The sequence below is a fragment of the Nonomuraea sp. NPDC001831 genome, assembly GCF_042892035.1.
Taxonomy (GTDB): Bacteria; Actinomycetota; Actinomycetes; order Streptosporangiales; family Streptosporangiaceae; genus Nonomuraea.
In genome coordinates, this window is record NZ_JBIATU010000018.1 from 105,611 (window position 1) to 128,861 (window position 23,251).

Sequence of the window (23,251 nt, forward strand, 5' to 3'; positions counted from 1 at the left end):
AGCCGCCCCACTACCCACCATCCGAACCGACGGCACTCACTCCATCATCGCGAGCCACTTCACGTGTGCTCCCCCGAACGGCCCTCTACGAGCCCCGACCGCATCCATCAGCCATCGCGCACTCGCTTCCGCCCCAGCGACCAATTCCGGCGGATACCCCAGCACCACCTGATGCTCGGCGAACTCGTCCTCATCGTCGAGAATGAGCCGGCCGTCCCGCTTCCTGATCACGTCGAGATCGAGATCCAACATGGTGACCTCGTCATCCCGCCACTCGGGAACCGTGGTGACATCCACGTAGACCTCAGTGCGATGCGGTGCCGCATTGAACGATGCCGCCCACCAGGCATCCCGCGGGAACAGCATGGTCGCGTGGTTGTCCCAGATGATGGCCGGCCCATCCCCCTTGCGCGCAACCGTCCCGCCGGGCACGGCCACCCAAACCCCATATTGATCGTCTCCGAGCACCGTGCCCGGATGGTTCCAGTGCAACGCCCCGCCGTACTTCCGAAACACCACCCGTACATCACTCATAGAACAAATCTACTTTTCGTCCCCCTCCACCACGAGAACCGAGAGGTCACCCCTCTCATCCCCTCCGCTGCCGCCCTCTCCCCACGCCCTGAGACCGTGCCCTCGCCACAGACGCAGCCCCTCCCCCGCCTGCCTGCCTGCCTGCCACCGCACGACACCATGCAGCCGCCACCAGGTACGCCGCACCACAAACGCCTCAAGCCCCTCAACACTCCCCAAGAGTCGATGGACCTGCCTCTCAACCACCCCGCGGAAGACGAGCCGACCATCAGCGGCCATTCCTAATCAGCCACCACCCGAGACCGCTGACGGACTTGAACTTGCTGCCAAACAGCTCGAACAGTTTCTCCTCCACACTGAGCGTGCTCAGCCTTCTAACGCGCAGACCACAACGACGAGCGCCCTGCACGCTCCAATCAATGGACCCTCAGCCCGTCTCGCGCAACACCAAAGGCCAGCCCACTACCCCCACGCCGAAAACCCGCCCCAATCAAGACAGTCGCGCCCCACAAAAACAAAGCCCCCATGTACCGGCAGAACCACACCGCGCCAGCAACACCCTCAGCTAGCGCACCTTGCCCACACACACTTCATGCAACCAACGAGGAACTACCCCAACCACATACCGCAAGTGCAACATCACCACCCCCAAAAGCTCCCAAACGACATAAGTCTTGATAATTTGTGACCTGACACCCAAAGACCAGACATCTTCACGGTTCCCGCCTCCCGCCCACACACCTCCAGCCAGAGAACACCCCCAGGAGCCCCTTACCACCCCCCTCGGATCCCGCTTAAATAGTGAGCCGTGGAAACACGCAGCGACTTGACCGACAAAATATGAGACCGGATCGCCCCCCTACTCCCGTCCACCGCAGGCCCTGGTCGCCCGCGGCGTGGACACCGGCAAGTGGTGAACGGAATCCTGTGGCGTTTTGAGACCGGATCGACCTGGCGAGAAATCCCGAAATGCTACGGCCCCTGGCAAACCTGCTACGAACGATACAAACGCTGGACCGAAGACGGAACATGGGAACGCGTCTTGGCGGAAGCGCGACCCGAAGAACACCCACCCCCTCCCCAAGGGGCCACACCACCCTCCCCCTGACCCGCGCAACCCGGAACCCTCAAAAACTCAAACCCCCTAGACAATCTCCTCGAACTCACGACAATCCCGCACAAAACGTCACAGAAAGCACTTAGCCTCACTACCCCCGAGACTGCCCCTCCTTTACCATTCCGCCAGCATCAAGATAAGAATTCACTCCCACAACTAGGCCACCGGCTAGTAATCTTCACCCTGAGCAAGCCGAAACAGCGAACAGTTTCCACACCAACCTGTTCGAAGTAGGACAGACCGATCCGATACCGGATCCCATAGACACCCGCGCGGGCACTTAGAATCCCCCTCCATTTTGCCCGCGCGGGCACCTACGGCTCCTCCTCTCCGGCCCGCGCGAGCACCAACCCCTACACCTGTGCCCGCGCGGGCCGCCCCTTCGAGTCGACTTCCCCTCTGGACCTACCGTCCGCGGCCGCACCCAAGAGCCACAAACACGGCGATCGGGCGCCAACTCCCCCGAAGGACAACCGTCTTCAATCACGGTCAAACTGAACCTGTAACAGGCGCCAGCGCGGAGTGTTCGTGCACGTCGGCGTCCACCCCTGCTTCTGCGGCGGATTCGCCGACCGCAGCGATCTGAACGCGGTCGTGATCCACCCCGGCTACCTCGACAGTCACTGGACCAAGGCGTCCTGGACCGGCCGGAGCGTGCGCGCCAAGGTCGGCGCCACCCACCGCCCGCTCCCAGAGCTGATGCGCGCCTTCCTCGCTGCGGGACTGGCACTCGAACAGTTCACGGAAAGCGGCGATCCAACTCCTGTCGTGCTGGCCCTCAAGGCTCGGAAGCACGCGAAAGGAAGGCTTGACTGCCAGCCTTCTGATTCCACATAAACAGCCGCTTGACGCCGAAGGCAGGCGGATGGATTCCGATGACCAACAGCTCGAGACCGGTGACCCGTAGGCGTCGGATGCGTTCATTCAGCGGGACGGCTCCTCGGTGGTGCCGCAGGCAACACGGACGCCGGCTGTGCGGTGACCGCAGCGGGTCGTCGTGCCAGCCGCTCTGCGGCCCGTGAGTGAGGCGGGAGCTCGATGGTGATGTCGAGGCCACCGCCTGGGCGGGCTGTGATCGCGATGTGTCCATGGTGGGCTTGGGTGATCGCGCGCACGATGGACAGTCCCAGGCCCAGGCCCGGGCCGCCGGTGCGGACGCGGGTGCCCTGCCCGTGCACGAACGGTTCCAGCAGCGTCTGAGCTTCCTCGGGCGCGATCTCGCGGCCGGTGTTGCAGATCCGCAGCACGGCGCGTGCGCCCGCTGTGCTCGTCTCGACGGTGTGCGTCTCGACGATGAGGTGCCCGTCGGCGTGGTTGTAGCGGAGCGCGTTGTCGACCAGGTTACCGACCAGGCGTTCCAGCAGGACGGGCTCGCCGGTGACCAGCGCCGGCCGCAGCCTTGCGTGTACGGCTATGCCGGCGGCTGCCGCTTGCTCCTCGGCCGTGCCCAGGGCGGCTGCCGTGATGGCGGCCAGATCGGCCGCCTCCCGCGTGCCGGCTTCGGCCTGGCTGCGGGCCAGCAGCAGCAGCCCGTTCAGGACGCGCTGCATGTGTGCGACGGCGTCGCGGACGTCGCCGGCCATGGTGAGGAGCTCGTTGCGGCTGGGGTGGCCGTCCAGGGTGACGTCGATGGCGGTGCGGGCGGTGGTCAGTGGGGTGCGCAGCTCGTGGGCGGCGTTGGCGGTGAACAGCCGCTGGCTGTCCAGGATCCGGTCGCGCTCGGCGACGCCGCGTTGGATGCGGTCCAGCATGTCGTTGACCGTGCCCGCCAGCGCCGACAGTTCGTCGGCCGGGGTGGTGACCGGGACCCGCTCGGTGAGGTTCTCGGCCGACAGCCGCCGGGCGGCGGCGGAGATGACGCGGATCGGCCGCAGCACTCGACCGGCGACCAGCCAGGCCAGTAGGGCGGCCAGGACGGTCACCATGATGAGCGCCAGACCGGCCTGGGGCAGCAGTGCGGCCAGGGTGTCGGCCTGCACCCGGTCGGCGAGATCGTGCAGGTCCTGCGTCTGGGGTGGCACCGGCTGGAGCGTGCCCTGTGGGCCGGGCCCGGTCGGGTCGAGGTGGGTGACGAGCGCCGGGCGCCGCTTCATAAGCAAGTAAGTCAGCCCGGTCAGCGCGGCTCCCGCGGCCAGGACGAGGGCGGTCTGCAACATGGCGAGCCGGGCGCGGGCGGTCAGCCTCACGGGCCGATCCGGTAGCCGGCGCCGATGACGGTCTCGATCAGCGGCGGGTCGCCGAGCTTGCGGCGCAGCGTGCCGATGGTGATCCGGACCGCGTTGGTGAACGGGTCGGCGTGCTCGTCCCACACCTTCTCCAGCAGCGTCTCCGCGCTGATGACGTCACCGCCGGCGGCCAGCAGCTGCTCCAGCACGCCGAACTCCTTGGGGGTCAGGCGCAGCAGCCTGCCATCCCGCTCGGCGCTGCGCCGGGCCGGATCCAGGCTCACCCCGCCGGTGCGCAGCACCGGTGGACGGGCCGGTGCGCTACGCCGTACCAGGGCGTGCACCCGGGCGACCAGCTCGGAGAAGGCGAACGGCTTGCCGAGATAGTCGTCGGCGCCCAGCATCAGCCCACCGACCCGGTCCTCCACCGCGTCGGAGGCGGTCAGCATCAGCACCCGCGACACGCCCCGCTGGACGAGCCGGCGGCAGACCTGGTCGCCGTGGACCTCCGGCAGGTCCCGGTCCAGGACCACCACCTCGTATGGGGTGAGCTCGCATTTGTCCAGCGCGCTGCGGCCGTCGAGAGCGAGGTCCACGGTGAAACCGTGCTTGCGCAGCCCGGCCTCGATGTAGCCGGCGAGGGGCTGCTCGTCTTCGACCAGGAGCACACGCATCCGGGCAGTATCGCAACGTCCACATATGGACCACATATGGTTCGCCGATCGCCCCCCGATATGCGTCGGCCGGTAGATGTGATCACCTCGAAATCCCCATAGAAAGGATCATGACGAGATGAGCCGTGCACGAGCGGCCGGCATGACCGGGTTGGCATCGGCCATGCTGGCGTTGAGTCTCCACACATCCGCCACCGCCGCCGTCGAGGTCAAGACGGGAGACGTCCAGCAGGCGATGAAGGACCTGGCGAAGACGGACGGCGTGGTGGGGGCCATCGGCGAGCTGTACGTCGACGGCCGGCGCCAGGGGCAGGGGAGCGCGGGGACGCGCCTGCTCGGCGGCAAGGGTGGGCACATTCCTGCGGCTTCCCGTTACCGGGTGGGGTCCCAGACCAAGCTGATGACGGCCACGGTGGTCCTGCAACTGGTCAAGGAGGGCAAGCTCGGCCTGGGGGACACGCTGGCCGCCGTTCTGCCGCAGGTGGCGCAGCAGGATCTGGTCGAGCGGGCCGGCGAGATCTCCGTCCAGCAGCTGCTCCGCCACAGCTCCGGCATCCCTGACTTCTTCGCTTCGGGGAAGTTCGACGACGCCTTCGACTTCACGACCTACTACTCCCCGATCGACCTGGTGAAGGCATCCCGCGAGGTCCCCCGCACCGGGGAGCCGGGCGCGGGGTTCGCCTACTCCAACACCAACTACGTTCTCCTCGGCCTGGTCGTCGAGAAGGTAACCGGCCGCAGCCTGTCTGCCGAGCTGGAGCGGCGTCTCTTCGTACCTCTGGGGATGAAGCACACCTATTTGACCACCAGGCCTCCTCAGGGGGTCAAGGGCCCGCACGGGCACGGCTACCACCCCGACGCCAAGGGCAGGCCGCGCGACGTCGACCGGCAGAACGCGAGCTTCGGCGGCGCGGCCGGAGGAGTGGTCTCCACCTCCGGCGATCTCAGCGCCTTCTACCGCGCGCTCAACCAGGGCCGGCTGCTGCCGGCGGACCTGCAGCAGGCGGTAGGACGGCCGCGGCCCGATCTGTGTGGCGGGACGGTCGCGGCGGCCGCGGGCAGTGGCCCCGGCTTCCTGGCGGTGACCTACACCTCCTCCGACGGCCGCCGCCAATTCGTGGTATCCACCACGCTAAAGATCGACAACCAGCAGGCCATGCCCGTCAATGACGCCATGAACAAGGCCGCCGCGACCGTGCTCTGCCCCAGCCGATGACCGGAGGCGTCCATCCACCGCGACCTGCGTCCACGAGCCTCCGGACCCCGCGAACCGATCAACGGCATCGACGTGGCGCCCGGTAGCCGGGGCCTCGGCGGCAACAGCGTGATGCAGCTTCCTGTCGATGCACTCTTGAAAGGAATATCTCCATGGTTGTCAGCCGTAGGGCCTTTGTCGGCGGAGCGCTGCTGATGGCGCTTGCCGCCGGACGGCCGGTCGCGCGGGCGGCGGCCGCGGCCGCTGTTCCCTCACGAGAAGATTGGCGTGCCTTTCATGCCTATCTGAAGGAATTGGCCGCTGCCGGGAAGTTCTCGGGAGCGGTCCTGGTGGCCAAAGGCGGCCGGCCGGTACTGAACAACGCCTACGGCATGGCCGACAAGGCTGAGAACGAGGTCAACACGCTGCAGACGCGGTTCTGCATCGGCTCCATGGGCAAGATGATCACCGGCGTCGCCGTCGCCCAGCTCGTCCAGAGAGGCGAGGTCTCCTTCCAGGACACGATCGGCACGTACGTCAAGGGGTTTCCTAACGAGATCGCCGACACGGTAACCGTTCATCACCTCCTCACCCACACCTCGGGCATGGGCGAGGTTCCCGGGAACGACCATGCGCAGACCGACGTCGACGTCCTGATGAAGGAGATCGTCAAGCAGCCGCTGACGTCCGAGCCGGGCACGAAGATGCAGTACAGCAATGCCGGCTACATCGTCCTGGGCGCGATCATCGAGCAGGTGGGCAAGCAGGACTACGCCGACTACGTCCGAAAGCACATCCTGACGCCCGCGCGGATGCACGACACCTTCCTCGGCCCCTGGACGCCCGCCAAGGTCAAGCGCATGGCTCATCCCTACGCACTGTTCGACACGAACGGCCAGTGGGTCGGCATGCCGACGATGGACGGCACCACACCGGAGGGCGAGCTACGCGACCTCGGCGACCAGCCCGACGGGGCGTCGCCCGCTGGTGGCGCCATCTCCACCGTGGGCGACATGCTCAAGTTCGCCCAGGCCCTGCAGGGACACCGGCTGCTCAATGCCAAGCTCACCCGGACCGTCATGGAGGGCAAGGTGCAAGGCCTGAATAAGGACAGCAAGTACGCCTACGGCTTCAGCGACGAGTTGCGCAACGGCGTGCGCGTGGTCGGCCACAACGGCGGCATCCCCGGCTACTGGAGTGAGCTGGACATGTTTCCCACCAAGGGCTACACCATCGTCATCCTCACCAACCAGGACCTCGCCCTCTTCGAGCCACTCAGGAAGGCCAGAACCCTGATAACGGGTTAGCGCCGCCTCTAGGCGCTTGAATCTTTCCGATCGACATATTGTCGGCTATCCGCAGCAGGGCGGCCTGGCAAGCGGATCGGACAACACACGGAGGTGCCCTCACTCCACCGATCCCGGGACAAGTCCGCAGGTCCCGGTGTGCGGAGTTGTCGCAAACCGTGGCCTTCACGGGTGTGGTGAATATCGCCACGCAGCTCTACGACGCCAAGGAGCCGATGACCTTGTTCGAGCTGAAAGCTTGGCTCGGGCACCGGTCAGCCGACACCACTCAGCACTACGCCAAGATCACTCCGAACACATACTCCAAGGCCTACCGCGACGCCGGCTACTTCGACCGCAACGTTCGCACCATCGAGGTCTTGGTCGACCGCGAGGCCGTGGAGAACGGGGCCGCGGCCGCCGGCGAGCCGTGGCAGTATTACGACCTGGGCCACGGGTTCTGCAACTGAACCTTCTTCGAGCAGTGTCCGCACCGGATGGCCCGCGCCACGTGCGACTTCTACACCCCCAAGGACTCCTCCAAGGCACTGCTGCTGGAGGCCAAAAGCAACCTGCAGCGCATGCTCGCCGCCGTCCCGCTCACCGACGACGAACGCGCCGCGTCGACGACGGCCAGACTGCCCTGGACCGGCTGCTCGGCCAACTCGCCGACGTCCCCACCCCCGCTGGGCCCACGCCCCGGCAGATCAGCACGCCGACCCAGGCGACCCTGCTGCCGGTCATCGAGATCAACCGGAGGCCGACCTACTCAGGCGGCGCACCGCAGCCCAACCGGTGCCGCACGAATTCCGGATGAGCGTCACCGATCTCGATGCTGTTCTCATCAAGAGCGTTGGCGATATGGAAACAGCCGGCGTCGAAGACGAACTCCACCGCGATGGTGCCGTCCGCCAGGTCATGACTCGAAGGACGCCACTCCAGCAGAGCAACTTCGCGTAGTTCCTGGCCGACGAACGGCTCAAGCCGTTCGTCGGCACTGGACCACGCCGGAGTCAGCTCGAACCATTCCCAGTCGCTGATCGCTGTCGTCGTGTCGATGCTGTTCCAGCTGATCGATAGCTCATCGAGCTTCCAGTGGCAGATCTCTACCTGGACACCGTCGAAGTTCAAGACAACGGGGCAGTCAGCGAACCAGTCTCCGTCCTCGACGAACCGCACGATCGCGAACCCCGTCAGACGCCGGCCGCCAAGCGCTGCCATGCCTGGCCCGTGTTCCTTGCGGACGGCTTCAAGGCCGACGAGAAAGGTCGGCTCGAAGCCGGAGATCCCCATCACGATAGGTGATTGTCCAGGTTCCTCACGCAGTCGGCCAGCCGATATCTACCGACAGGCAGCATGGCCCGCTTGACAGATCAGACTCCACATGACCCGCAGGTGGGTAGTGGAGCGGACGCTGGCTTGGCTGACAGCCTGCCGCCGGCTGGCCCGCGACTACGAACGCGACCCCGCGGTCTCCGAAGCGATCATTCGCTGGGCAGCCATCGCAGGCATGGCTCACCGCCTCACCCGTGGCGGACCTGCTCAGCGCCAGCCACGCTACCTATGCGCGTGAAACCCGCCGAAAACGATCTTCTCAAACAAGCGGTTAGATGGCAGGGGTGTCGAGAACGATTACCGGACATCCTTCGCCGTCCAACCGGTCGCTTTCGACGCCTACCCCAGTGGCCGCCTCGATGAACGCGAACGCGGCGCTGCGCCTGCCGTCGAAGTCCTGGCGGTCGAGGTCGTCGAGCATGACGTGGAAGTTGGTGAAGACGTCCGGCGTGGTCTCTTCGTCGATCTGGTCGCCGAGGACGTAGTTCCGGATCCGTGCCTGGACCCTGCCGCCGCCTGCGCAGGAGATCGTCGATGTGCCGTTGAACTGCCATGACGTGGTCCACACGCGGGCGTCCTCGCTGAGCGTGGAGAGGAGTTCGTCGGATAGGGGATAGCCGTACCTGCACTCCAGGAACCCGTACGCGCCGTCGCCCTCGAAGACGTAGAGCAGGGTAAGGTCCTCGTCCATGGCTACCTCCATGGGGTAGTCCATGATGCGTTCTTCCGGGTCATGGCCTCTGTTCAGCCGCCACAGGAGGTCGTCCAGCGCGACCCCCTCATCTAGGGGCTGCACCACGGTCCAGCAGAGGCTGTCCCTAAGCCACTGGTGCCGCTCGAAGAGAGTGCGGTAGTCATGGATCACCCGGCCATCATGGCGCAGCCGCAGATCATGAGGAGCGCATCCAGTCTGAGAATCAGATCGTGCTGAACTGGCCCGCGACTACGCACGCGACCCCAACGCTTCCGAAGCGATCTCTGCTAGCGAGCAATCGGAGGTATGACTGGCTGCGTCACCCACAGCGGACCTGAACAACGCCAGGCACCGTACATCTGCGACTGGCACGGCCACTAAATCTTCTCAAACACGCACTAAGACCTTAACCAGTCGAGAATCGATCAACATCGATTGCTACGCATCCGGCAGATGATGGCTCCCGTAGCGCCCTGAACCCACCACTCGGAATTACGCCCTACCCTCCAGACGACCCAAATCACCAGGTGCGGCCGGAGTACTCACTTCCCCTACATGCAGACGACCGACGGCAAGCGACCGCCCAATACACCCAAGTCGGCTTTGCGGTCTCGACACTCGCCTTAAAAATCCGCCTCTTGCGGAGACCTCCGACCCGCCACAGAAAGCACTGAGCAATGGTCGATCCAGGCCCTCCACATCACCCCCTTGCGGTAACCAACCCACTTTCGTACGCCGCGATAACCAACTGCGCTCTGTCACGAGCATCCAACTTCGCGAGCAAGCGGCCGATATGTGTCTTGATGGTGGCCAGGCTCAACTGCAAATGATCAGCGATCTCCCCATTGGACAGCCCACGAGCGATCAACAGCAGCACTTCCCTCTCCCGCTCCGTCACCCTGTCCAGTCCTTGCGGGCGATGCGCCACCGGAGTCTTCGTGAACTCCTCGATCAAGCGTCGCGTCACCGTTGGCGCCAGCAAAGCCTCACCGCTTGCAACCACGCGAACGGCAGCGAGCAGGTCAGCAGGCGGCGTGTCCTTGAGTAGAAACCCACTCGCACCGGCCCGAAGTGCGTCGTAGACATACGCATCCAGGTCGAACATCGTCACCACGAGAACCCGCGAGACATCCCCGATCCGCCGAGTCGCCTCGATGCCATCCATGTGCGGCATGCGAACATCCATCAGCACCACATCGGGTCGATGCTCCAAGACGACCGCCACTGCTTCAGCACCGGTTGACGCCTCGCCCACCACTGTCATGTCAGGCTCGGAGTCGACCAGCATCGTGAAGCTCCCCCTGAGCAGAGCTTGATCGTCAGCAACGACCACTCTGATCATGAGGCCTCCTGAAACGGCAGACGCGCGAAGACACGAAACCCTCGCCGAGGCAGACTTGCTGCCTCAAAGACTCCGCCGTACATCATGACCCGCTCCCGCATCCCGATCAGTCCATGGCCGGAGCCGTCCCCGGGCGACACGCGCCTTCCTGGGCCCTCGTCAACCACCTCGATCCGCACCTCGCCCGCGTCCGTTACGACAGAGACGCGACAGCGAGTCGGTGAGGCATGCTTGACCACGTTCGTGAGCGCCTCCTGCACGATGCGATACACAGACAACTCCACGCCATCGGGCAACCGTCTTTCCTGCGCCGCACCGCCTCCTCGTCGTTCCCCCACTCCATTCGCGGCGACGACTCCTCCGCACAAGCCTCCATCCAGCGCGCGGTCACCGTCCCACCGCGTGGCCTGTTCCTCGTCGTGAGGCCCGCCTACTTCGCCAGACCCCGCGCCTCGCTGCCCACATGGCGTGCTGTCAGCCTGACCCCGCAAGCCTGGACTTCCCTGGCCAACCTCATCTCCCCCAATCCGGAGATCAAGCTCGACCTCGACCCCAGCTTGCCTCGCCTGCGCCACCAAGCCCTCCAGGCCCGCGATACCCGGAACGGGAGCAAGATCTGGCAGCTGAGTCGAACGGAGCATGCCTAGAAGATGACGCATCTCCACCAGAGCACTCCGACTGGCGGTCTCGATCACACGCAAGGCGTCGTGGGCTTCCTCCGGCCTGGTCGCCAGCACGTGATTGGCCACGCCGGCCTTGACCGCGATCAATCCCACGCTGTGAGTCACGACGTCGTGCAGTTCCCGCGCGATGCGTAACCGTTCCTGCGTCACTGCATGCTCGGACATTCGCTCGGCCTCATGAGCGGCGTACAACCTGCGTTCCCGGACGGCCCGCCCTATGGTCCAGGCTCCGCCGAGCGCCGCGATGCCGACCAGCGGCTGATCGATGTGCACGAGCCAAGCAGGCGTGCCCCCGCGCGGCGCGCCACCGGCGACCACCAGTCCGAACACACTGATCATGCTCACCACACCGATGGCCGAGGACGGCAGCACGGCTCCGAACCTGTCGGACGTCGCCACGATATAGATCGCATAAGCGGGTGCGATGCAGGCATATCCCACCACGTCAACTGCAACTGCGAAGAGGGCGAGCGTCAGTGTGAAGCAGAAGACGGGCACAGGCCACAGCCTTCGTACCGCCAAAGGCAGGCCCAGCCCGCACGGGAGGGCGATCTTCAGCCACGGCGGCATCCCAGGCGCGGTGACCGCCGCTGTGACGAACACGAACGCGAACCCCAGCCCCGCTGCCAGATCGAGCACGATCAGCTGGCTGCGGCTCCAACGCCTGGCGAAGAAGGGATGGTTCTCGTTCACGCGTTGAACGGTAGCCGCTCGCCGAGCCGAGCACGTCAGCCCAGGGTCTGACCTTGAAGTTCGAACCGTGGTCTGATGCGCCGCCGGCCCAGCATGCCGCATCTTCTTCAGCGTGATCGAACTTCAGCACCTCACCAAGCGCTACGACGACACGCTCGCCGTGGATGATCTGTCCTTCGAGGTCGAGCCGGGCCATGTGACGGGCTTCCTGGGCCCCAACGGCGCGGGCAAATCCACCACGCTGCGCCTGATTCTCGGCCTGGACGCGCCGACCTCCGGCCAGGCCCTGGTCGGCGGCCGACGGTATGCCTCCTTGCGCAAGCCCATGTTCGAGGTGGGGGCGCTGCTCGACGCGAGTGCGGTCCATGGCGGGCGCAGCGCCTACAACCATCTGCTCTGCCTGGCCACCACCAACGGCATCGGTGCCACACGCGTGGCCGAGGTGCTTGAGCAGGTCGGATTGGCGGGTGTGGCACGCAAACGCGTGGCCGGCTTCTCCCTCGGCATGAAACAACGACTCGGCATCGCTGCTGCGCTGCTCGGCGATCCTGGTGTGCTGCTGTTCGACGAACCCGTCAACGGCCTCGATCCCGACGGCGTGCGCTGGATCCGCGACCTGATGCGGTCACTGGCCGCCGAGGGCAGGACCGTTCTGCTCTCCAGTCACCTGATGAGCGAGATGGCGTTGACGGCTGAACGCATCGTGATCCTGGGCCGGGGGCGATTGGTCGCGCACTCCACGGTCAGCGAGCTGACCGCGCGCTATCCCTCGCTGGAGGACGCCTATATGGCTCTGACAGCGAGCAGCGTCCAGTTCGGAGCGGCGAGATGAGGGCGGCCCTGCTGGCCGAATGGCTGAAGCTCCGGTCAGTGACTTCCACCTGGCACGCAATGGGTGCGTCGGCTCTCATGGCTGTGCTCGGGGTGGTCTGGACGCTCTACGTCAGCGACCTCGCCGAAGATCGGGGAACGCTGCAGGCGGCCGCGCCGGAACAAGGCTTCCTGCCCCTCCTTCAGATGAGCCTCACTGTGCTTGGCGTGCTGGCGGTCACGTCCGAATACGCGACAGGGATGATTCGCGCCAGTCTTACCGTCGTTCCGCGGCGCAGCACCTTATTTCTGGCCAAGGCCGTCGTCGTCGGCCTGGCCACGTTGACTGCGGCTCACGTCATCCTTCTGGTCACCTATTCGGCGAGCCGTCTGATCGCCGATGGCCACCGGCTGGGCTTCAACGAGACTTCGCTGGCCGACGACGTGCCGGTGCTGTTGGCTGCGGGGGTCTCGGTGACTGCGCTGGCTCTGGTGGGGCTCGGCCTGGGCATGGCCACGCGGTCGACGGCCGGCGCGCTCATCTCGGTCGTGGCCTTGCTGTTCGTCCTGCCTGGTGTTGTCGTTTACCTGCCTGCGCCTTGGAACACGCGTGCCGCATCGCTGCTGCTGCCGAACCTGGTTCCCCAGCTGGCCAGCGATCGCCTGTCGTCCCGGCTTGGAGACGGTTTTCTTCCACCGTGGGCCGCGCTGCTGGTCCTCCTGGCTTACCCGGTGCTCGCGCTCGTTGCCGGTTTCATCTCGCTCAAGCGGAGGGACGTATGAGTGTTCTCGCCTCTGAGTGGCTGAAGGTTCGTTCGGTCCGCTCTTCCTATCTCATCATCGGCATCAGTCTCGGCACGATCCTCCTGGGTCTTGCCTTGGCCTCCATGGCGGCCGGCATGTACGACGACGCTCCCGTGGAGCAACGTCCGGCTGCCCGGATAGCGGATCTGGAAGAGGTCCTGGTGATCGTGCCGCAACTTTGCATGGGCGCCCTGGGCACAATGGCCATCACATCTGAATACGCCACCGGCTTGATCAGAACGAGTCTGACGGTCGTCCCCCGGAGATGGCCGCTTCTCGCTGCGAAGGCCGTCCTGGTCGGTGTATTGAGTTTGGTCATTGGTCCGGTGGCGGTGTTCGGGACGTATTTCGTCTCGCGTTGGGTGCTTGGCGACCGATTCTCCGGCGCCTATCTGACGTCGTTCGCGGACAAGCTTCCGTTCCTGCTCGTCACGAGCTCCACGGTGGTCGTATTCGCGCTGCTTGGCTTGGGATTGGGCGCGCTTCTGCGTTCCGCCACCGGCGCGATCGCCTTGTTGGTGGGATTGATCTACGTCATTCCGATGATCGTGGGCAACATCCCGGAGCCCTGGAGTGAGCGGCTGGGCTCGATCATGATCGGTGCGCTTCCCCGCGAGATCACCGGCGAGCTCATCACCACGTCGGTGTACGGGTCACTTCTGTCTCCGCCTGCGGCCGCCACCGTGCTGGTGTTGTACGCGACTCTTCCGCTGCTGACCGCCATCTGGCTCATACGCAGGAGGGACGTTTGAGATGCCCGCTCCATGGACCTTGTTGCGATACATCCTCTGCCGTCTCGTTCGGCAACCGTGGGTACGGCAGGCTCAGGCGCCTGCCGTACCGCTCAGCGGCTCAGACTTCGAGCACGACGGGAATGATCATGGGTCGGCGACGGTAAGTGTCGCTGACCCAACGGCCGACCGTGCGACGCACGACCCGGCGGATCTCCTGCATGTCGACCACGCCATCCGCGGCCTTGTCCTGAAGAGCTCTTTCGATCTGCGGAATGAACTCCTCGAACTGCGCCGGATCGATACCGGAGCCTCGTGCGTGGATCTCGGGGCCGGCAGTGAGCTTGCCGGTGGCGGAGTCGACCACGACGACCACCGAGATGAATCCTTCGTCGCCGAGAATCCTGCGGTCCTTCAGCGAGGTGTCGGTGATCTCGCCCACCGAGGTGCCGTCGACATAGACGTACCCGGCGTGAACCGCTCCCACGATCTTCGCTCTGCCGTCGACCAGGTCCACGACGACGCCGTCCTCGGCGATCACGATGTGGTCGTCGGGAACACCGGTGAGCGCAGCGAGCTTGGCGTGCGCCCGCAGGTGCCGCCATTCGCCGTGAACCGGCATGAAGTTCGAGGGGCGAGTCAGGTTGAGCACATAGAGGAGCTCGCCTGCGGCAGCGTGGCCGGAGACGTGCACCTTGGCGTTGCCCTTGTGCACGACACGAGCGCCCCATCTGGTGAGCCCGTTGATCACCTTGTTGACCGCGGTCTCGTTCCCCGGCACCAGCGACGACGCCAGCAACACGGTGTCACCCTCGGCGATGCGGATCGGATGATCGCGATTGGCCATCCGCGACAGCGCCGCCATGGGCTCTCCCTGGGAGCCGGTGCAGACCAGCACCACGTCCTCCGGCGGCCACTGCTCGATGTCGCGCGAGTCGACGATCAACTCCGGCGGCACCTTGAGGTAGCCCAGATCACGAGCCACCCCCATGTTCCGGACCATCGATCGGCCCACCAGGGCGACCTTGCGGCCGTGCCTGGCCGCGGCATCCATCACCTGCTGGATGCGGTGCACGTGCGAGGCGAAGCTCGCCACGATCACGCGCTGCTCCGAGGTGCGGATCACCTCGTCGATGACCGGCCCGATCTCCCGCTCACTGGTGACGAAGCCCGGCACCTCGGCGTTGGTGGAGTCCGACATCAACAGGTCGACGCCCTCGGTGCCGAGCCTGGCGAAGCCGCCGAGGTCGGTGAGCCGGCCGTCGCTCGGCAACTGGTCCATGCGGAAGTCGCCGGTGTGCAGGACGATGCCGGCGGGCGTCCTGATCGCCACGGCCAGCGCGTCGGGAATCGAGTGGTTCACCGCGAGGAACTCGCAGTCGAAGGGCCCGAAGATGTGCCGTTCGCCCTCGACGACCTCGACCTTGGTCGGCTGGATCCGGTGCTCCGTCAGTTTGGCCTCGATCAGGGCCAAGGTGAGCTTGGATCCGATGAGCGGAATGTTGCGCCGCTCGCGCAGAAGGTAAGGCACCGCCCCGATGTGGTCCTCGTGGGCGTGGGTCAGCACGACGGCTTCGATGTCGTCGAGCCTGTCCCTGATGTATTCGAAGTCGGGCAGGATCAGGTCGACGCCCGGCTGATCGGGCTCAGGGAACAATACCCCGCAGTCGACGATCAGCAGCCGGCCGTCGTATTCGAAGACGGCCATGTTTCTGCCGATCTCCCCCAACCCGCCGAGCGCGACGATGCGCAGGCCGCCGTAAGGCAGCTCCGGCGGGGGGCCAAGCTCAGGATGCGGATGGCTCATGCCCGGCCCCCATGGTCAAATCGTGTTCTCAAAACTCCCGGTTCCTCCCCGTTCCTATGCGTCTGTCAACTTCACCCCGCCGGCTACCAGGCAAGCACGCAGCTCGGCGATTTGCTTCTCGGTCGCGGCCACGAGCGGCAGACGTACCGGTCCCACCGGCATACCCACCAAGCTCAGCGCCGCCTTTGCCATGATCGCGCCACCGGCCTTCAGCATGATCCCGTCCACTACAGGAGCCACCTGGCCGTGTACCTCCAGCGCCTGCTTCACGTCACCGCTCTTGTGCAACTCGATCATGCGAGCCAGTTCGGAGCCCACGACATGTCCGACGACACTGACGAACCCTGCGGCGCCGAGGGACAGCCAGGCGAGGTTGAGCAGGTCGTCGCCGGAGTAGAACACAAGATCGGTCGCCGTCATGACCTGGCTGGCAGCGAAGAGGTCGCCCTTGGCGTCCTTCACGGCCACGATGCGGTCGTGCTGCGCCAGACGGATCAACGTCTCGGTCTTGATCGGCACGCCACTGCGCCCGGGGATGTCGTAGAGCATCACCGGGAGTTCGGTGGCGTCGGCCACGAGGGTGAAGTGCTGGTAGAGCCCCTCTTGCGGGGGCTTGTTGTAGTAGGGAGTCACCACCAGCAGCCCGTGGGCGCCCACCTCCGCCGCCTGCTTCGCGAGCTTGACGGTGTGGCGTGTGTCGTTCGTCCCCACTCCCGCCACTACGGCGGCGCGGTCGCCAACGGCCTCCAGGACGGCGCTGACGATCCGTCGCTTCTCATCGTCCGAGGTCGTGGGCGACTCGCCTGTCGTCCCATTGACGATCAGGCCATCGTTGCGCTGCTCGTCCACCAGGTAGGTGGCCAGGCGTCGTACGCCTTCGTAGTCGACGTCGCCGTCAGAGGTGAACGGCGTGACCATCGCGGTCAGCATGCGACCGAAGGGCGCTTCGGCGGTTCCAGTTGGCGATGCCATAGTGCGAACGCTACCTGGATTCGGAAAAACGTTGGACGTCGCCACCCCGCTTTGCCAGCCCGACGGAGCCATTTGCCCTCATTCGCAGGCATTCGGAGGAGCAAGGTGACAAGGATAACCGCATGGGGTAACCCGATCTACTTCGCTCGCGATCACCTCGCCGACAGCCGAGCTCCCCTCATCTCCGCCCACACCCGCCTATCCCCGGACGGGTCCGAAGAGCAAAGATCAGCCCCACGGCGCCCCCTACCGGGACAGTTCGATCTGGTACCTGATGAAACCTCGGTTCTCGGCCACCTTGTCATAGAGACGGCGCGCGGTGCTGTTCGATTCGTGAGTGTTCCAGTAGACACGGGAGCAGCCGCCATCCCGAGCCCAGTCCGCGACAGCCTCGATCAGCTTGCGTCCCACTCCCTTGCCCCGGACATCAGGAGCGGTGAACAGATCCTGGAGATAGCAGACGTCCGCGTCAGGGGCCGAGGTGCTGGCATGGACCAAGAAGTGGGTGATGCCGACGAGCCGCCCGTCCAGTCTCGCGCCGAAGGCGTGCAGCCGGGTGTCTGCCTGGAACTCCTGCCAGGCTCGTGCATACATCTCGTCGGGCTCGACTCGCTGGTAGAAGTCGATGTACGCCCGGAACAAGCTCTCCCACACATCCCGGTCGGACGGCATGAGCTTGCCGATGCTGATCACATGGTCTCCTTACAAGCACGGCCTCAGACAGCCGGGCCCACAGGATGGACGGCGCCAGCAACTAAGACGAAGACGGAATCTCACAACCTAAGGAGAAGGTGGCCTCTACGACACAGCCACTTCTTTGGGATATCAGAGGACCACTCTTCCTGGTGCCGGCCACATCCAGGGGTATGTGCCACGAAGTCCAGCCGCTGTCGTCAGCCATCAACCTAGAGGGGCACTCCGACGCTGCACCGCCGCACAACCCCTCGGCGAGAGCACTGACCCGTGGTGAATCCGCCGACCGACGGCTCCTGTCGGCACTGATGGCTCTACAGGCGCTGATGGCCCTGCGTGTGCTGCTGGAGACCTTGCCGGTGTTGTTGACCTTCCGGGTGTTGACCTTCCGGGTGTTGATGGCGCTGCGGGTGCCGGCGGCCGGTGCTGACTGCCCTGCGGGTACCGCGCCCCTGCGGGAGGTGGCACTGCCCTCGGCTGCTGCCTCGCCCCCTTGAGCACCGCAGCTGGGACGCCTGCCGTAGCTGATCACGTGTGCCCGGTCGGCCCATCACTCTCCGCGTTCGCGGGCACGCGCGGCTGTGGCCGTCACGCGGGCGCCCGGCAAGGACAGAGCAGCTTGGTGCTGTTCCGTTCCCATCTGACAGGGTTCTTCTCTCAGAACTCCGCTGCCGTGCATCCCCAACCGTCCCTCCGGCGAGGTGATGGGGACATGCCATGAAAAGACAGGAACTTGAGCTCGACGTACTGAATGAGCTGCGGGAGCATGCGTCAACGGCCGCACCTGAGGGCGCGCATGGAAGAGGTCGCCGATATGTGCTCGGGGGTACACACATCGACGACCTCTACCGGAGAATCGGTGTCCCTTACATCAGCGTTACAGGGTTTCTCCGATAATTTTTCGCCATCGCAAAGTTGGGGCTCCAGCAGTCATCGATGACGGTCGGTTACCTGTCGAATACGGCAACATGGGGCAACGCCTCACACGAACCCCCAGGGATGGACTAGTGGCCACCTCAGATCCGGTCTACCTGCGTGTCGTCGAAGACATCCGGCGGCAGATCCTCGACGGCACCCTCCCCCCAGGCGCGCCCATTCCCTCACGGGCGCAACTGACCCGTAAGTACCAGGTCGGCGAGACCGCCGCCCGTCACGCTCTACGCGTCCTCGCGGGCGAGGGTCTCATCATCGGCCGTGTCGGTTCAGGTCATTACGTCAGGGATCGTCCCAATTTGACGCCCTTGCATCGATGGCGCTTCCTGGACCACCCCGCGCCGTTCGCCTCCGACCTGCAGTCCCAAGGCAGGCGCGTGACGTGGGATTGGCACAGCGAACCGGCCGACGCCAGCCCCGACATCGCCAGACGTCTACGCATCGACGAACATTCCACGCTGACCAGAACGCACTACGTCTTTCGGGGAGACGGCAAGCCGATTCAGCTTGTCACCGCTTACGAGCCGATGGCGTTCGTCGCCCACACCGAGGAGGAACGCCGTAGCTTGGTCGCGAGAATGTACGCGCACGGCATAAAGATCACTGAGGTCGTCGAGAGCATCCACACCCGGGTGCCTCAACCGGCCGAGAGCGATGCGCTCGATCTGGCGGCCGGGGTTCACGTTCTGCATGTGGAGCGTACGCACTGGGCCGGCGAACGTCCTGTCGAAACGAGCGACATCGTCATTCCGGGCGATCGCTTCAGAGTGATGTACAGCATGCCCGTCTGACCGGTTCCGGGCTCCGGGTGGCGCCGCTCCTTGCCGCCTGGAGCCTCACGCATCCACCTGAAGGCCGCACGGGAAGCGACGCCTGAGGAACCGAAGGACCACAGGCCGGATCGCTTTGCGCCTACTGATTGTCCGGAGGGCGTGGTAAGAGTCGCCCTGCCCCATCGCCCTCGCGGAGCTCCACACGGGGAACAACGCGCCGGAGGCCCCAAAGGGGATGTTCTGGTACTCGGTCGCCTCACAACGAATCCTCTTCCGGCTGCAACTCCACCTTCGGCCTCGGTATAAGGATTCGCGTCAGAGCTTGTCAGGGCCCGTTGCAACCTGAGGTGCGGATGCTGCTTACCTCCAATCAGTCCTGGCGGCGGAGGTCCATGCAAGCTGCACAGGCTTCACCGTTCGTAGATCAAGCTGAGCCATCCCGTCGTTGATGGCGACTTGCGCCTGCGGGCGTGGGGCGCCTCGCCGCTTGATCCGTCAGTGGTCAGTGTCCTGCCCAGCCGCCGGCAGTAGGACGTGATCAGCCGCCCAACCGCAGGCGAATAACCTGGCGACGTCGGTAGTCATCCTCGCGATAATGACCGACGTGGAGCAGATCGAGGTCGTCGTCGCGCATAACGAGCGCGCGACGCTGCGTGCCGGCGACGTGTTTCTCAAGATCGACGCCGATCAGGCGCGCACTGACGTCGAGGTCGAAGCAATGGCCATGGCGCCGATCCCGACGCCGGAGGTTTTGTGGCGCAAACCGCCCGTGCTCGCGCTCGCCACTGTTCCAGGGACCGCACTCGGACGTCTGGGCGAGCCGTCTGTCGCGTCGCCGGCGGCCTGGGCCGCAGTGGGTGCCGCCGTGCGGAGGCTCCATGACGCGCCCCTGCCACCATGGCCTGGTCAGAGCCTGGACGAGGTCACATCGCGTCTCGACGCCGAATGCGAGTGGCTCGTCACGAATGGCGTCCTTCCGACCGACCTGGTCGCGCGCAATCGCGAGGTTGCCGCGGCTGCGCTCCGGCCATGGAAACCGGTGTTCACGCACGGCGACCTACAGATCACGCACGTGTTCGTCGACGGTGACGAGGTCACCGGCGTGATCGACTGGTCCGAGGCGGGCCAGGGTGATGCGCTGTTCGACCTCGCCATCTTGACGCTCGGACACGAGGAGCGCCTGGACGATCTGATCGCCGGCTATGGGGCCGACGTCGACCTCGACGTGATCCGCGGGTGGTGGTCCTCGCGAAGCTTGCTGGCGATCAGATGGCTCATCGAGCACGGCTTCGACCCGTTTGCGCCAGGCTGCGAGGTCGACGCGTTGAAGGCCCGGATGTGAGAGGGATGAACTGACGGCCAGGAGCGCCGTTCCGCCGCGTCGAGCGAGGCGCATCTGCAAGGCGTCGTCTTCCCGACCAACGACGTAATGGCCTCGAAGACCGCGAGCAGGCGGTCGACGGCCTCGGACCACCGAAGCACGACTCGTGTCGACGATACGCCCAGCTGCCGACAGCGGGGGTCGGAGATATGCCCAGGGTGAAGCCTCGGGGTGGTTGGTATGGCTCGCACTCGATGCAATCTCCGAATCGATGCTAGTGAGCTGCGCGGTCCCCAGTCGGAATTAGCGCGACAGTCACCGCTTTGGGGAGTGAGTCTCCAGCGGAGCCATCAGAACAGCTTCCGGAACCACATGCGCGGTCACGAAAAAGCATCGATCCAGGACTATCCGATTTTTATTTTATGGCAGCGAATGTCCGATAATACTGTGACTCTTTCGGGCGAACAAGAGCGGTCGAAAGCTTGCCGTGGAATCGTAGACGGCATTGTCAGGCGACCCGGGCAAGGCTTCGTCAAATCACCACCAGCAACGGGGCCCACATCAAAGCTGGCAAATCGCGCGTTCCGGTCGGCGACCATATGGAGACCCGAGAACATCCCTCCGATCTCGCTGCGCGAGATCATCACTGACTGGGTTTGATACGCGCCACGGCATTGCGAAGGTGGTAATTCCTCGCGTTCGCGGCACAGGGTTACCATCGACGTAACTCAAGCGCGATATATCCGCGCACTGCATCCTTTATCGGACTGGAATTCGGGGGCTGAGATTGTCGGTCCTCGTTGATAGAACGGGTGCGGAGGTTGCGAATGCGAGTCAAAGATCTGTACGAGCGCGATCGGCCGCGAGAAAGGCTCATGTCGAGCGGCGCGGCGGTGCTTGCCGACCGGGAGCTCCTGGCCGTTCTGCTCGGCTCCGGTTTTCGCGGGGCAAGCGCGCTGGACCTGGCCAGTCAAGTCATCGAACACTGCGGCGATCTCGATGCGCTCGGGCGCGCCGATCCGCACCGGCTGCTCACACTGCGAGGCATAGGGCCGGCCAAGGCCGCGCGCGTGGCGGCGGCCTTTCATCTCGTACGGCGTGCGGCGTCGGAACCTGCGCGGATGCGCATCGCCAGCACATCTGACCTGGCGGAGGTCTGTGCCCCCTTACTGCGTGGCCTCGGGCACGAACGCTTCGTCGTGGTGGTTTGCGATACGCGGGGCGGCGTGCTGAAACGTTCGGTGTTGACGGAGGGCGGCGCCGATCACACGACGGTGCCCGTGCGGGAGACGATCTCCCTTGTGCTCACCACCGGTGGCGCCATGTTCGGCGTTGCCCACAATCACCCTGGAGGCTCTCTCGACCCCAGCGAGGCCGATCTGGAAGTCACGGCCCGCCTTGCCGAGGCCGCCCGGACAGTGGGGCTGCGTCTCCTCGACCATCTCATCATCACGGATGCGGCGTGGAGGCGGATCTCCATGTGAATCATCTTCATCCACGACCGCGACGGACGGGCGAACGCGGGGGCCCAAAAGGAACCATCTTCCGATAGCGTCGAACAGGAGAAGCGCATGAGGCGGTCATGAGAGCCTAATGACACGAGTTGAGGCCGTAATGGACGTCGGCCGGCCAACAGACTCGTCCAAGCGTGGTCCCGTCCTCTCCGGGATGCGCGGGACCACGCTTTAGTTCGTGGGGCAAGGGACCGACAGCAAGAACGGACCGCGGCCTCTGAGTCGTCTCGACGGCCGGCAGCAGACGGAAGCCCACAACTGTATCCGCCCGCCAAGGAAGCGTGATGCGGCGGCGCTGAGGCAAGTCACATGTCCGAGGCTCACGCTCAGCTATTCCAGGAGACATTGGGCCGGATTGTCCATTGTCTCTAGGATGTGGCTGTTCATGTGACAGATTACTGTTGCAGCGAGACGGTAGTCATGAGGAACAGCCGGTGATGGTCTACGCCCTCGTCACGGTTGCTCGAAAATTTTGGCCAATCCTTGCCGATCTGCTGCGCTGACCATGACGAAGAAGGCACACTTGTTCCTGCGGCCATTGCAAGCCTCCTTCACCCCTTGAATCGTTGCTATTCGAAGGAGACTTGCGATGGCCGTCCTTATTGTCCTTTGTGACGAGGCTGAGAGTAGAAAGCAGTCGAGGATGGGATAAATGCGCCATACGGACCTGACGAATGCGGAGTGGGAACGGCTGGCGCCGTTGCTGCCTGACGGCGACGCTGGACGCCGGCGGCGCGGAGACCAGCGAATGCTGATCAACGGGGTGCTCTATCAAGCGCGCACCGGGTCGCCTTGGCGGAGCCTCCCGGATCGGTTCGGATGCTGGATCACGGTCTACAAACGGCAGCGCCGCTGGGCGGCGGACGGAACCTGGGGGCGTCTGCTCAGAGATGTACAGGCCGCACAAGGCATCGGCAGGCACATGAACGGCGATGTTGTGGTGCATCCTGGCGCTGTCATGACTTACGACATCGGGCCGTCGGTTGCAGCTGGTCGCGAGGCGGGGTCCGGAGCGGTACAGCAGAGAGATCCGGTGCTGGCGAGCCTCGAGCTCCGGCTGACCGAGGTGATCAAGATGGGGAAGCGTAAAGGTTGAAGTGAGGGCGCTGGTGCTGGCAGGCGCCTGTTCGTTGTTTGGGCAGGGCGCCTGCCAGCCCGACCTTGATCGGCCTGTT

22 protein-coding genes and 2 pseudogenes are annotated in these 23,251 nt (G+C 64.9%); 14 read left to right on the forward strand and 10 right to left on the reverse strand.

Annotated features, from left to right (window positions below; genetic code table 11):
* Positions 1-36: 36 nt before the first annotated feature.
* A complete protein-coding gene (locus ACFYYW_RS40230; protein WP_387657531.1) occupies positions 37-534 on the reverse strand; it encodes a DUF402 domain-containing protein in 498 nt (165 codons plus the stop codon).
* An 850-nt stretch (positions 535-1,384) separates the two neighbouring features.
* Here ACFYYW_RS40230 and ACFYYW_RS40235 point away from each other — a divergent pair.
* Positions 1,385-1,642, forward strand: coding sequence for a transposase (locus tag ACFYYW_RS40235; RefSeq protein WP_387657714.1), 258 nt, complete (start codon positions 1,385-1,387; stop codon positions 1,640-1,642).
* Positions 1,643-2,179: 537 nt separating this feature from the next.
* Complete coding sequence (locus ACFYYW_RS40240; protein WP_387657534.1) at positions 2,180-2,488, forward strand: hypothetical protein; 309 nt, start codon at positions 2,180-2,182, stop codon at positions 2,486-2,488.
* A gap of 83 nt (positions 2,489-2,571) precedes the next feature.
* Here the strand turns inward: ACFYYW_RS40240 and ACFYYW_RS40245 are convergent, their stop codons facing one another.
* Both ACFYYW_RS40245 and ACFYYW_RS40250 read right to left on the reverse strand, forming a co-directional pair.
* Complete coding sequence (locus tag ACFYYW_RS40245; RefSeq protein ID WP_387657537.1) at positions 2,572-3,837, reverse strand: sensor histidine kinase; 1,266 nt, start codon at positions 3,835-3,837, stop codon at positions 2,572-2,574.
* Positions 3,834-4,490 carry a response regulator transcription factor gene (locus ACFYYW_RS40250; protein WP_349457788.1) on the reverse strand — a complete coding sequence of 219 codons (657 nt, stop codon included), beginning with the start codon at positions 4,488-4,490 and terminating at the stop codon, positions 3,834-3,836. The genes ACFYYW_RS40245 and ACFYYW_RS40250 overlap by 4 nt, the downstream gene beginning before the upstream one ends.
* Before the next feature lie 118 nt (positions 4,491-4,608).
* Here ACFYYW_RS40250 and ACFYYW_RS40255 point away from each other — a divergent pair, with 118 nt between their 5' ends.
* The 3 genes from ACFYYW_RS40255 to ACFYYW_RS40265 all read left to right on the forward strand — a co-directional run bounded on the left by ACFYYW_RS40255 (position 4,609) and on the right by ACFYYW_RS40265 (position 7,441).
* Complete coding sequence (locus tag ACFYYW_RS40255; protein WP_387657540.1) at positions 4,609-5,706, forward strand: serine hydrolase domain-containing protein; 1,098 nt, start codon at positions 4,609-4,611, stop codon at positions 5,704-5,706.
* 152 nt (positions 5,707-5,858) lie between these two features.
* Positions 5,859-6,992, forward strand: a complete 1,134-nt coding sequence (locus ACFYYW_RS40260) for a serine hydrolase domain-containing protein (RefSeq protein ID WP_387657543.1) — start codon at positions 5,859-5,861, stop codon at positions 6,990-6,992.
* A 146-nt stretch (positions 6,993-7,138) separates the two neighbouring features.
* The gene (locus ACFYYW_RS40265) at positions 7,139-7,441 is read left to right on the forward strand and encodes a hypothetical protein (RefSeq protein WP_387657546.1); all 303 of its coding nucleotides are present in this window, start codon (positions 7,139-7,141) and stop codon (positions 7,439-7,441) included.
* Positions 7,442-7,736: 295 nt separating this feature from the next.
* Here the strand turns inward: ACFYYW_RS40265 and ACFYYW_RS40270 are convergent, their stop codons facing one another.
* Positions 7,737-8,267 (reverse strand): hypothetical protein, encoded by a 531-nt coding sequence (locus tag ACFYYW_RS40270; protein WP_387657549.1) that lies wholly within the window; start codon positions 8,265-8,267, stop codon positions 7,737-7,739.
* Positions 8,268-8,355: 88 nt separating this feature from the next.
* Between ACFYYW_RS40270 and ACFYYW_RS40275 the strand changes: the two are divergent.
* Positions 8,356-8,544, forward strand: a pseudogene (locus ACFYYW_RS40275) (transposase); the annotation flags it as partial.
* A 33-nt stretch (positions 8,545-8,577) separates the two neighbouring features.
* Here ACFYYW_RS40275 and ACFYYW_RS40280 read toward each other — a convergent pair.
* From ACFYYW_RS40280 to ACFYYW_RS40290, 3 genes are all read right to left on the reverse strand, one after another.
* Entirely contained in the window at positions 8,578-9,171 is a 594-nt protein-coding gene (locus ACFYYW_RS40280) for a hypothetical protein (protein ID WP_387657551.1), read from the reverse strand.
* A gap of 529 nt (positions 9,172-9,700) precedes the next feature.
* Positions 9,701-10,342 carry a response regulator gene (locus ACFYYW_RS40285; RefSeq protein ID WP_387657554.1) on the reverse strand — a complete coding sequence of 214 codons (642 nt, stop codon included), beginning with the start codon at positions 10,340-10,342 and terminating at the stop codon, positions 9,701-9,703.
* Complete coding sequence (locus tag ACFYYW_RS40290) at positions 10,339-11,718, reverse strand: sensor histidine kinase (protein ID WP_387657557.1); 1,380 nt, start codon at positions 11,716-11,718, stop codon at positions 10,339-10,341. The genes ACFYYW_RS40285 and ACFYYW_RS40290 overlap by 4 nt, the downstream gene beginning before the upstream one ends.
* Before the next feature lie 112 nt (positions 11,719-11,830).
* Here ACFYYW_RS40290 and ACFYYW_RS40295 point away from each other — a divergent pair.
* The 3 genes and pseudogenes from ACFYYW_RS40295 to ACFYYW_RS40305 form a co-directional block, all read left to right on the forward strand.
* Positions 11,831-12,484, forward strand: a pseudogene (locus tag ACFYYW_RS40295) (ABC transporter ATP-binding protein); the annotation flags it as partial.
* A 62-nt stretch (positions 12,485-12,546) separates the two neighbouring features.
* Positions 12,547-13,311 (forward strand): ABC transporter permease, encoded by a 765-nt coding sequence (locus ACFYYW_RS40300; RefSeq protein WP_387657560.1) that lies wholly within the window; start codon positions 12,547-12,549, stop codon positions 13,309-13,311.
* Positions 13,308-14,084 (forward strand): ABC transporter permease subunit, encoded by a 777-nt coding sequence (locus ACFYYW_RS40305; RefSeq protein WP_387657563.1) that lies wholly within the window; start codon positions 13,308-13,310, stop codon positions 14,082-14,084. Before ACFYYW_RS40300 ends, ACFYYW_RS40305 begins: the two co-directional genes overlap by 4 nt.
* A 100-nt stretch (positions 14,085-14,184) precedes the next feature.
* Here ACFYYW_RS40305 and ACFYYW_RS40310 read toward each other — a convergent pair whose 3' ends face one another.
* From ACFYYW_RS40310 to ACFYYW_RS40320, 3 genes are all read right to left on the reverse strand, one after another.
* The gene (locus tag ACFYYW_RS40310) at positions 14,185-15,870 is read right to left on the reverse strand and encodes a ribonuclease J (RefSeq protein WP_352320796.1); all 1,686 of its coding nucleotides are present in this window, start codon (positions 15,868-15,870) and stop codon (positions 14,185-14,187) included.
* Positions 15,871-15,924: 54 nt separating this feature from the next.
* A complete protein-coding gene (dapA, locus tag ACFYYW_RS40315) occupies positions 15,925-16,842 on the reverse strand; it encodes a 4-hydroxy-tetrahydrodipicolinate synthase (RefSeq protein ID WP_352320794.1) in 918 nt (305 codons plus the stop codon).
* A 246-nt stretch (positions 16,843-17,088) separates the two neighbouring features.
* Positions 17,089-17,535: a GNAT family N-acetyltransferase gene (locus ACFYYW_RS40320; protein ID WP_387657567.1), complete on the reverse strand. Its 447-nt coding sequence runs from the start codon at positions 17,533-17,535 to the stop codon at positions 17,089-17,091.
* A 173-nt stretch (positions 17,536-17,708) separates the two neighbouring features.
* Between ACFYYW_RS40320 and ACFYYW_RS40325 the strand changes: the two genes are divergently transcribed.
* The 5 genes from ACFYYW_RS40325 to ACFYYW_RS40345 all read left to right on the forward strand — a co-directional run bounded on the left by ACFYYW_RS40325 (position 17,709) and on the right by ACFYYW_RS40345 (position 23,172).
* Positions 17,709-18,032 carry a hypothetical protein gene (locus tag ACFYYW_RS40325; protein ID WP_387657570.1) on the forward strand — a complete coding sequence of 108 codons (324 nt, stop codon included), beginning with the start codon at positions 17,709-17,711 and terminating at the stop codon, positions 18,030-18,032.
* Positions 18,033-18,542: 510 nt separating this feature from the next.
* Complete coding sequence (locus tag ACFYYW_RS40330) at positions 18,543-19,259, forward strand: GntR family transcriptional regulator (protein ID WP_352320788.1); 717 nt, start codon at positions 18,543-18,545, stop codon at positions 19,257-19,259.
* A 577-nt stretch (positions 19,260-19,836) separates the two neighbouring features.
* Complete coding sequence (locus ACFYYW_RS40335; protein ID WP_352320786.1) at positions 19,837-20,583, forward strand: phosphotransferase; 747 nt, start codon at positions 19,837-19,839, stop codon at positions 20,581-20,583.
* An 806-nt stretch (positions 20,584-21,389) separates the two neighbouring features.
* Positions 21,390-22,046 (forward strand): RadC family protein, encoded by a 657-nt coding sequence (locus tag ACFYYW_RS40340; RefSeq protein ID WP_387657573.1) that lies wholly within the window; start codon positions 21,390-21,392, stop codon positions 22,044-22,046.
* Positions 22,047-22,728: 682 nt separating this feature from the next.
* Positions 22,729-23,172, forward strand: a complete 444-nt coding sequence (locus ACFYYW_RS40345) for a transposase (protein ID WP_387657576.1) — start codon at positions 22,729-22,731, stop codon at positions 23,170-23,172.
* Positions 23,173-23,251 lie beyond the last annotated feature (79 nt).

Bases quoted from the DNA above. Each gene is read 5' to 3' on its own strand.
- ACFYYW_RS40250 (WP_349457788.1), bottom strand. From the start codon at position 4,490: ATGCGTGTGCTCCTGGTCGAAGACGAGCAGCCCCTCGCCGGCTACATC.
- ACFYYW_RS40340 (WP_387657573.1), top strand. From the start codon at position 21,390: ATGCGAGTCAAAGATCTGTACGAGCGCGATCGGCCGCGAGAAAGGCTC.
- ACFYYW_RS40325 (WP_387657570.1), top strand. From the start codon at position 17,709: ATGTGCCACGAAGTCCAGCCGCTGTCGTCAGCCATCAACCTAGAGGGG.
- ACFYYW_RS40260 (WP_387657543.1), top strand. From the start codon at position 5,859: ATGGTTGTCAGCCGTAGGGCCTTTGTCGGCGGAGCGCTGCTGATGGCG.
- ACFYYW_RS40335 (WP_352320786.1), top strand. From the start codon at position 19,837: ATGACCGACGTGGAGCAGATCGAGGTCGTCGTCGCGCATAACGAGCGC.
- dapA (WP_352320794.1), bottom strand. From the start codon at position 16,842: ATGGCATCGCCAACTGGAACCGCCGAAGCGCCCTTCGGTCGCATGCTG.
- ACFYYW_RS40310 (WP_352320796.1), bottom strand. From the start codon at position 15,870: ATGAGCCATCCGCATCCTGAGCTTGGCCCCCCGCCGGAGCTGCCTTAC.
- ACFYYW_RS40230 (WP_387657531.1), bottom strand. From the start codon at position 534: ATGAGTGATGTACGGGTGGTGTTTCGGAAGTACGGCGGGGCGTTGCAC.
- ACFYYW_RS40305 (WP_387657563.1), top strand. From the start codon at position 13,308: ATGAGTGTTCTCGCCTCTGAGTGGCTGAAGGTTCGTTCGGTCCGCTCT.
- ACFYYW_RS40285 (WP_387657554.1), bottom strand. From the start codon at position 10,342: ATGATCAGAGTGGTCGTTGCTGACGATCAAGCTCTGCTCAGGGGGAGC.
- ACFYYW_RS40300 (WP_387657560.1), top strand. From the start codon at position 12,547: ATGAGGGCGGCCCTGCTGGCCGAATGGCTGAAGCTCCGGTCAGTGACT.
- ACFYYW_RS40255 (WP_387657540.1), top strand. From the start codon at position 4,609: ATGAGCCGTGCACGAGCGGCCGGCATGACCGGGTTGGCATCGGCCATG.
- ACFYYW_RS40345 (WP_387657576.1), top strand. From the start codon at position 22,729: ATGCGCCATACGGACCTGACGAATGCGGAGTGGGAACGGCTGGCGCCG.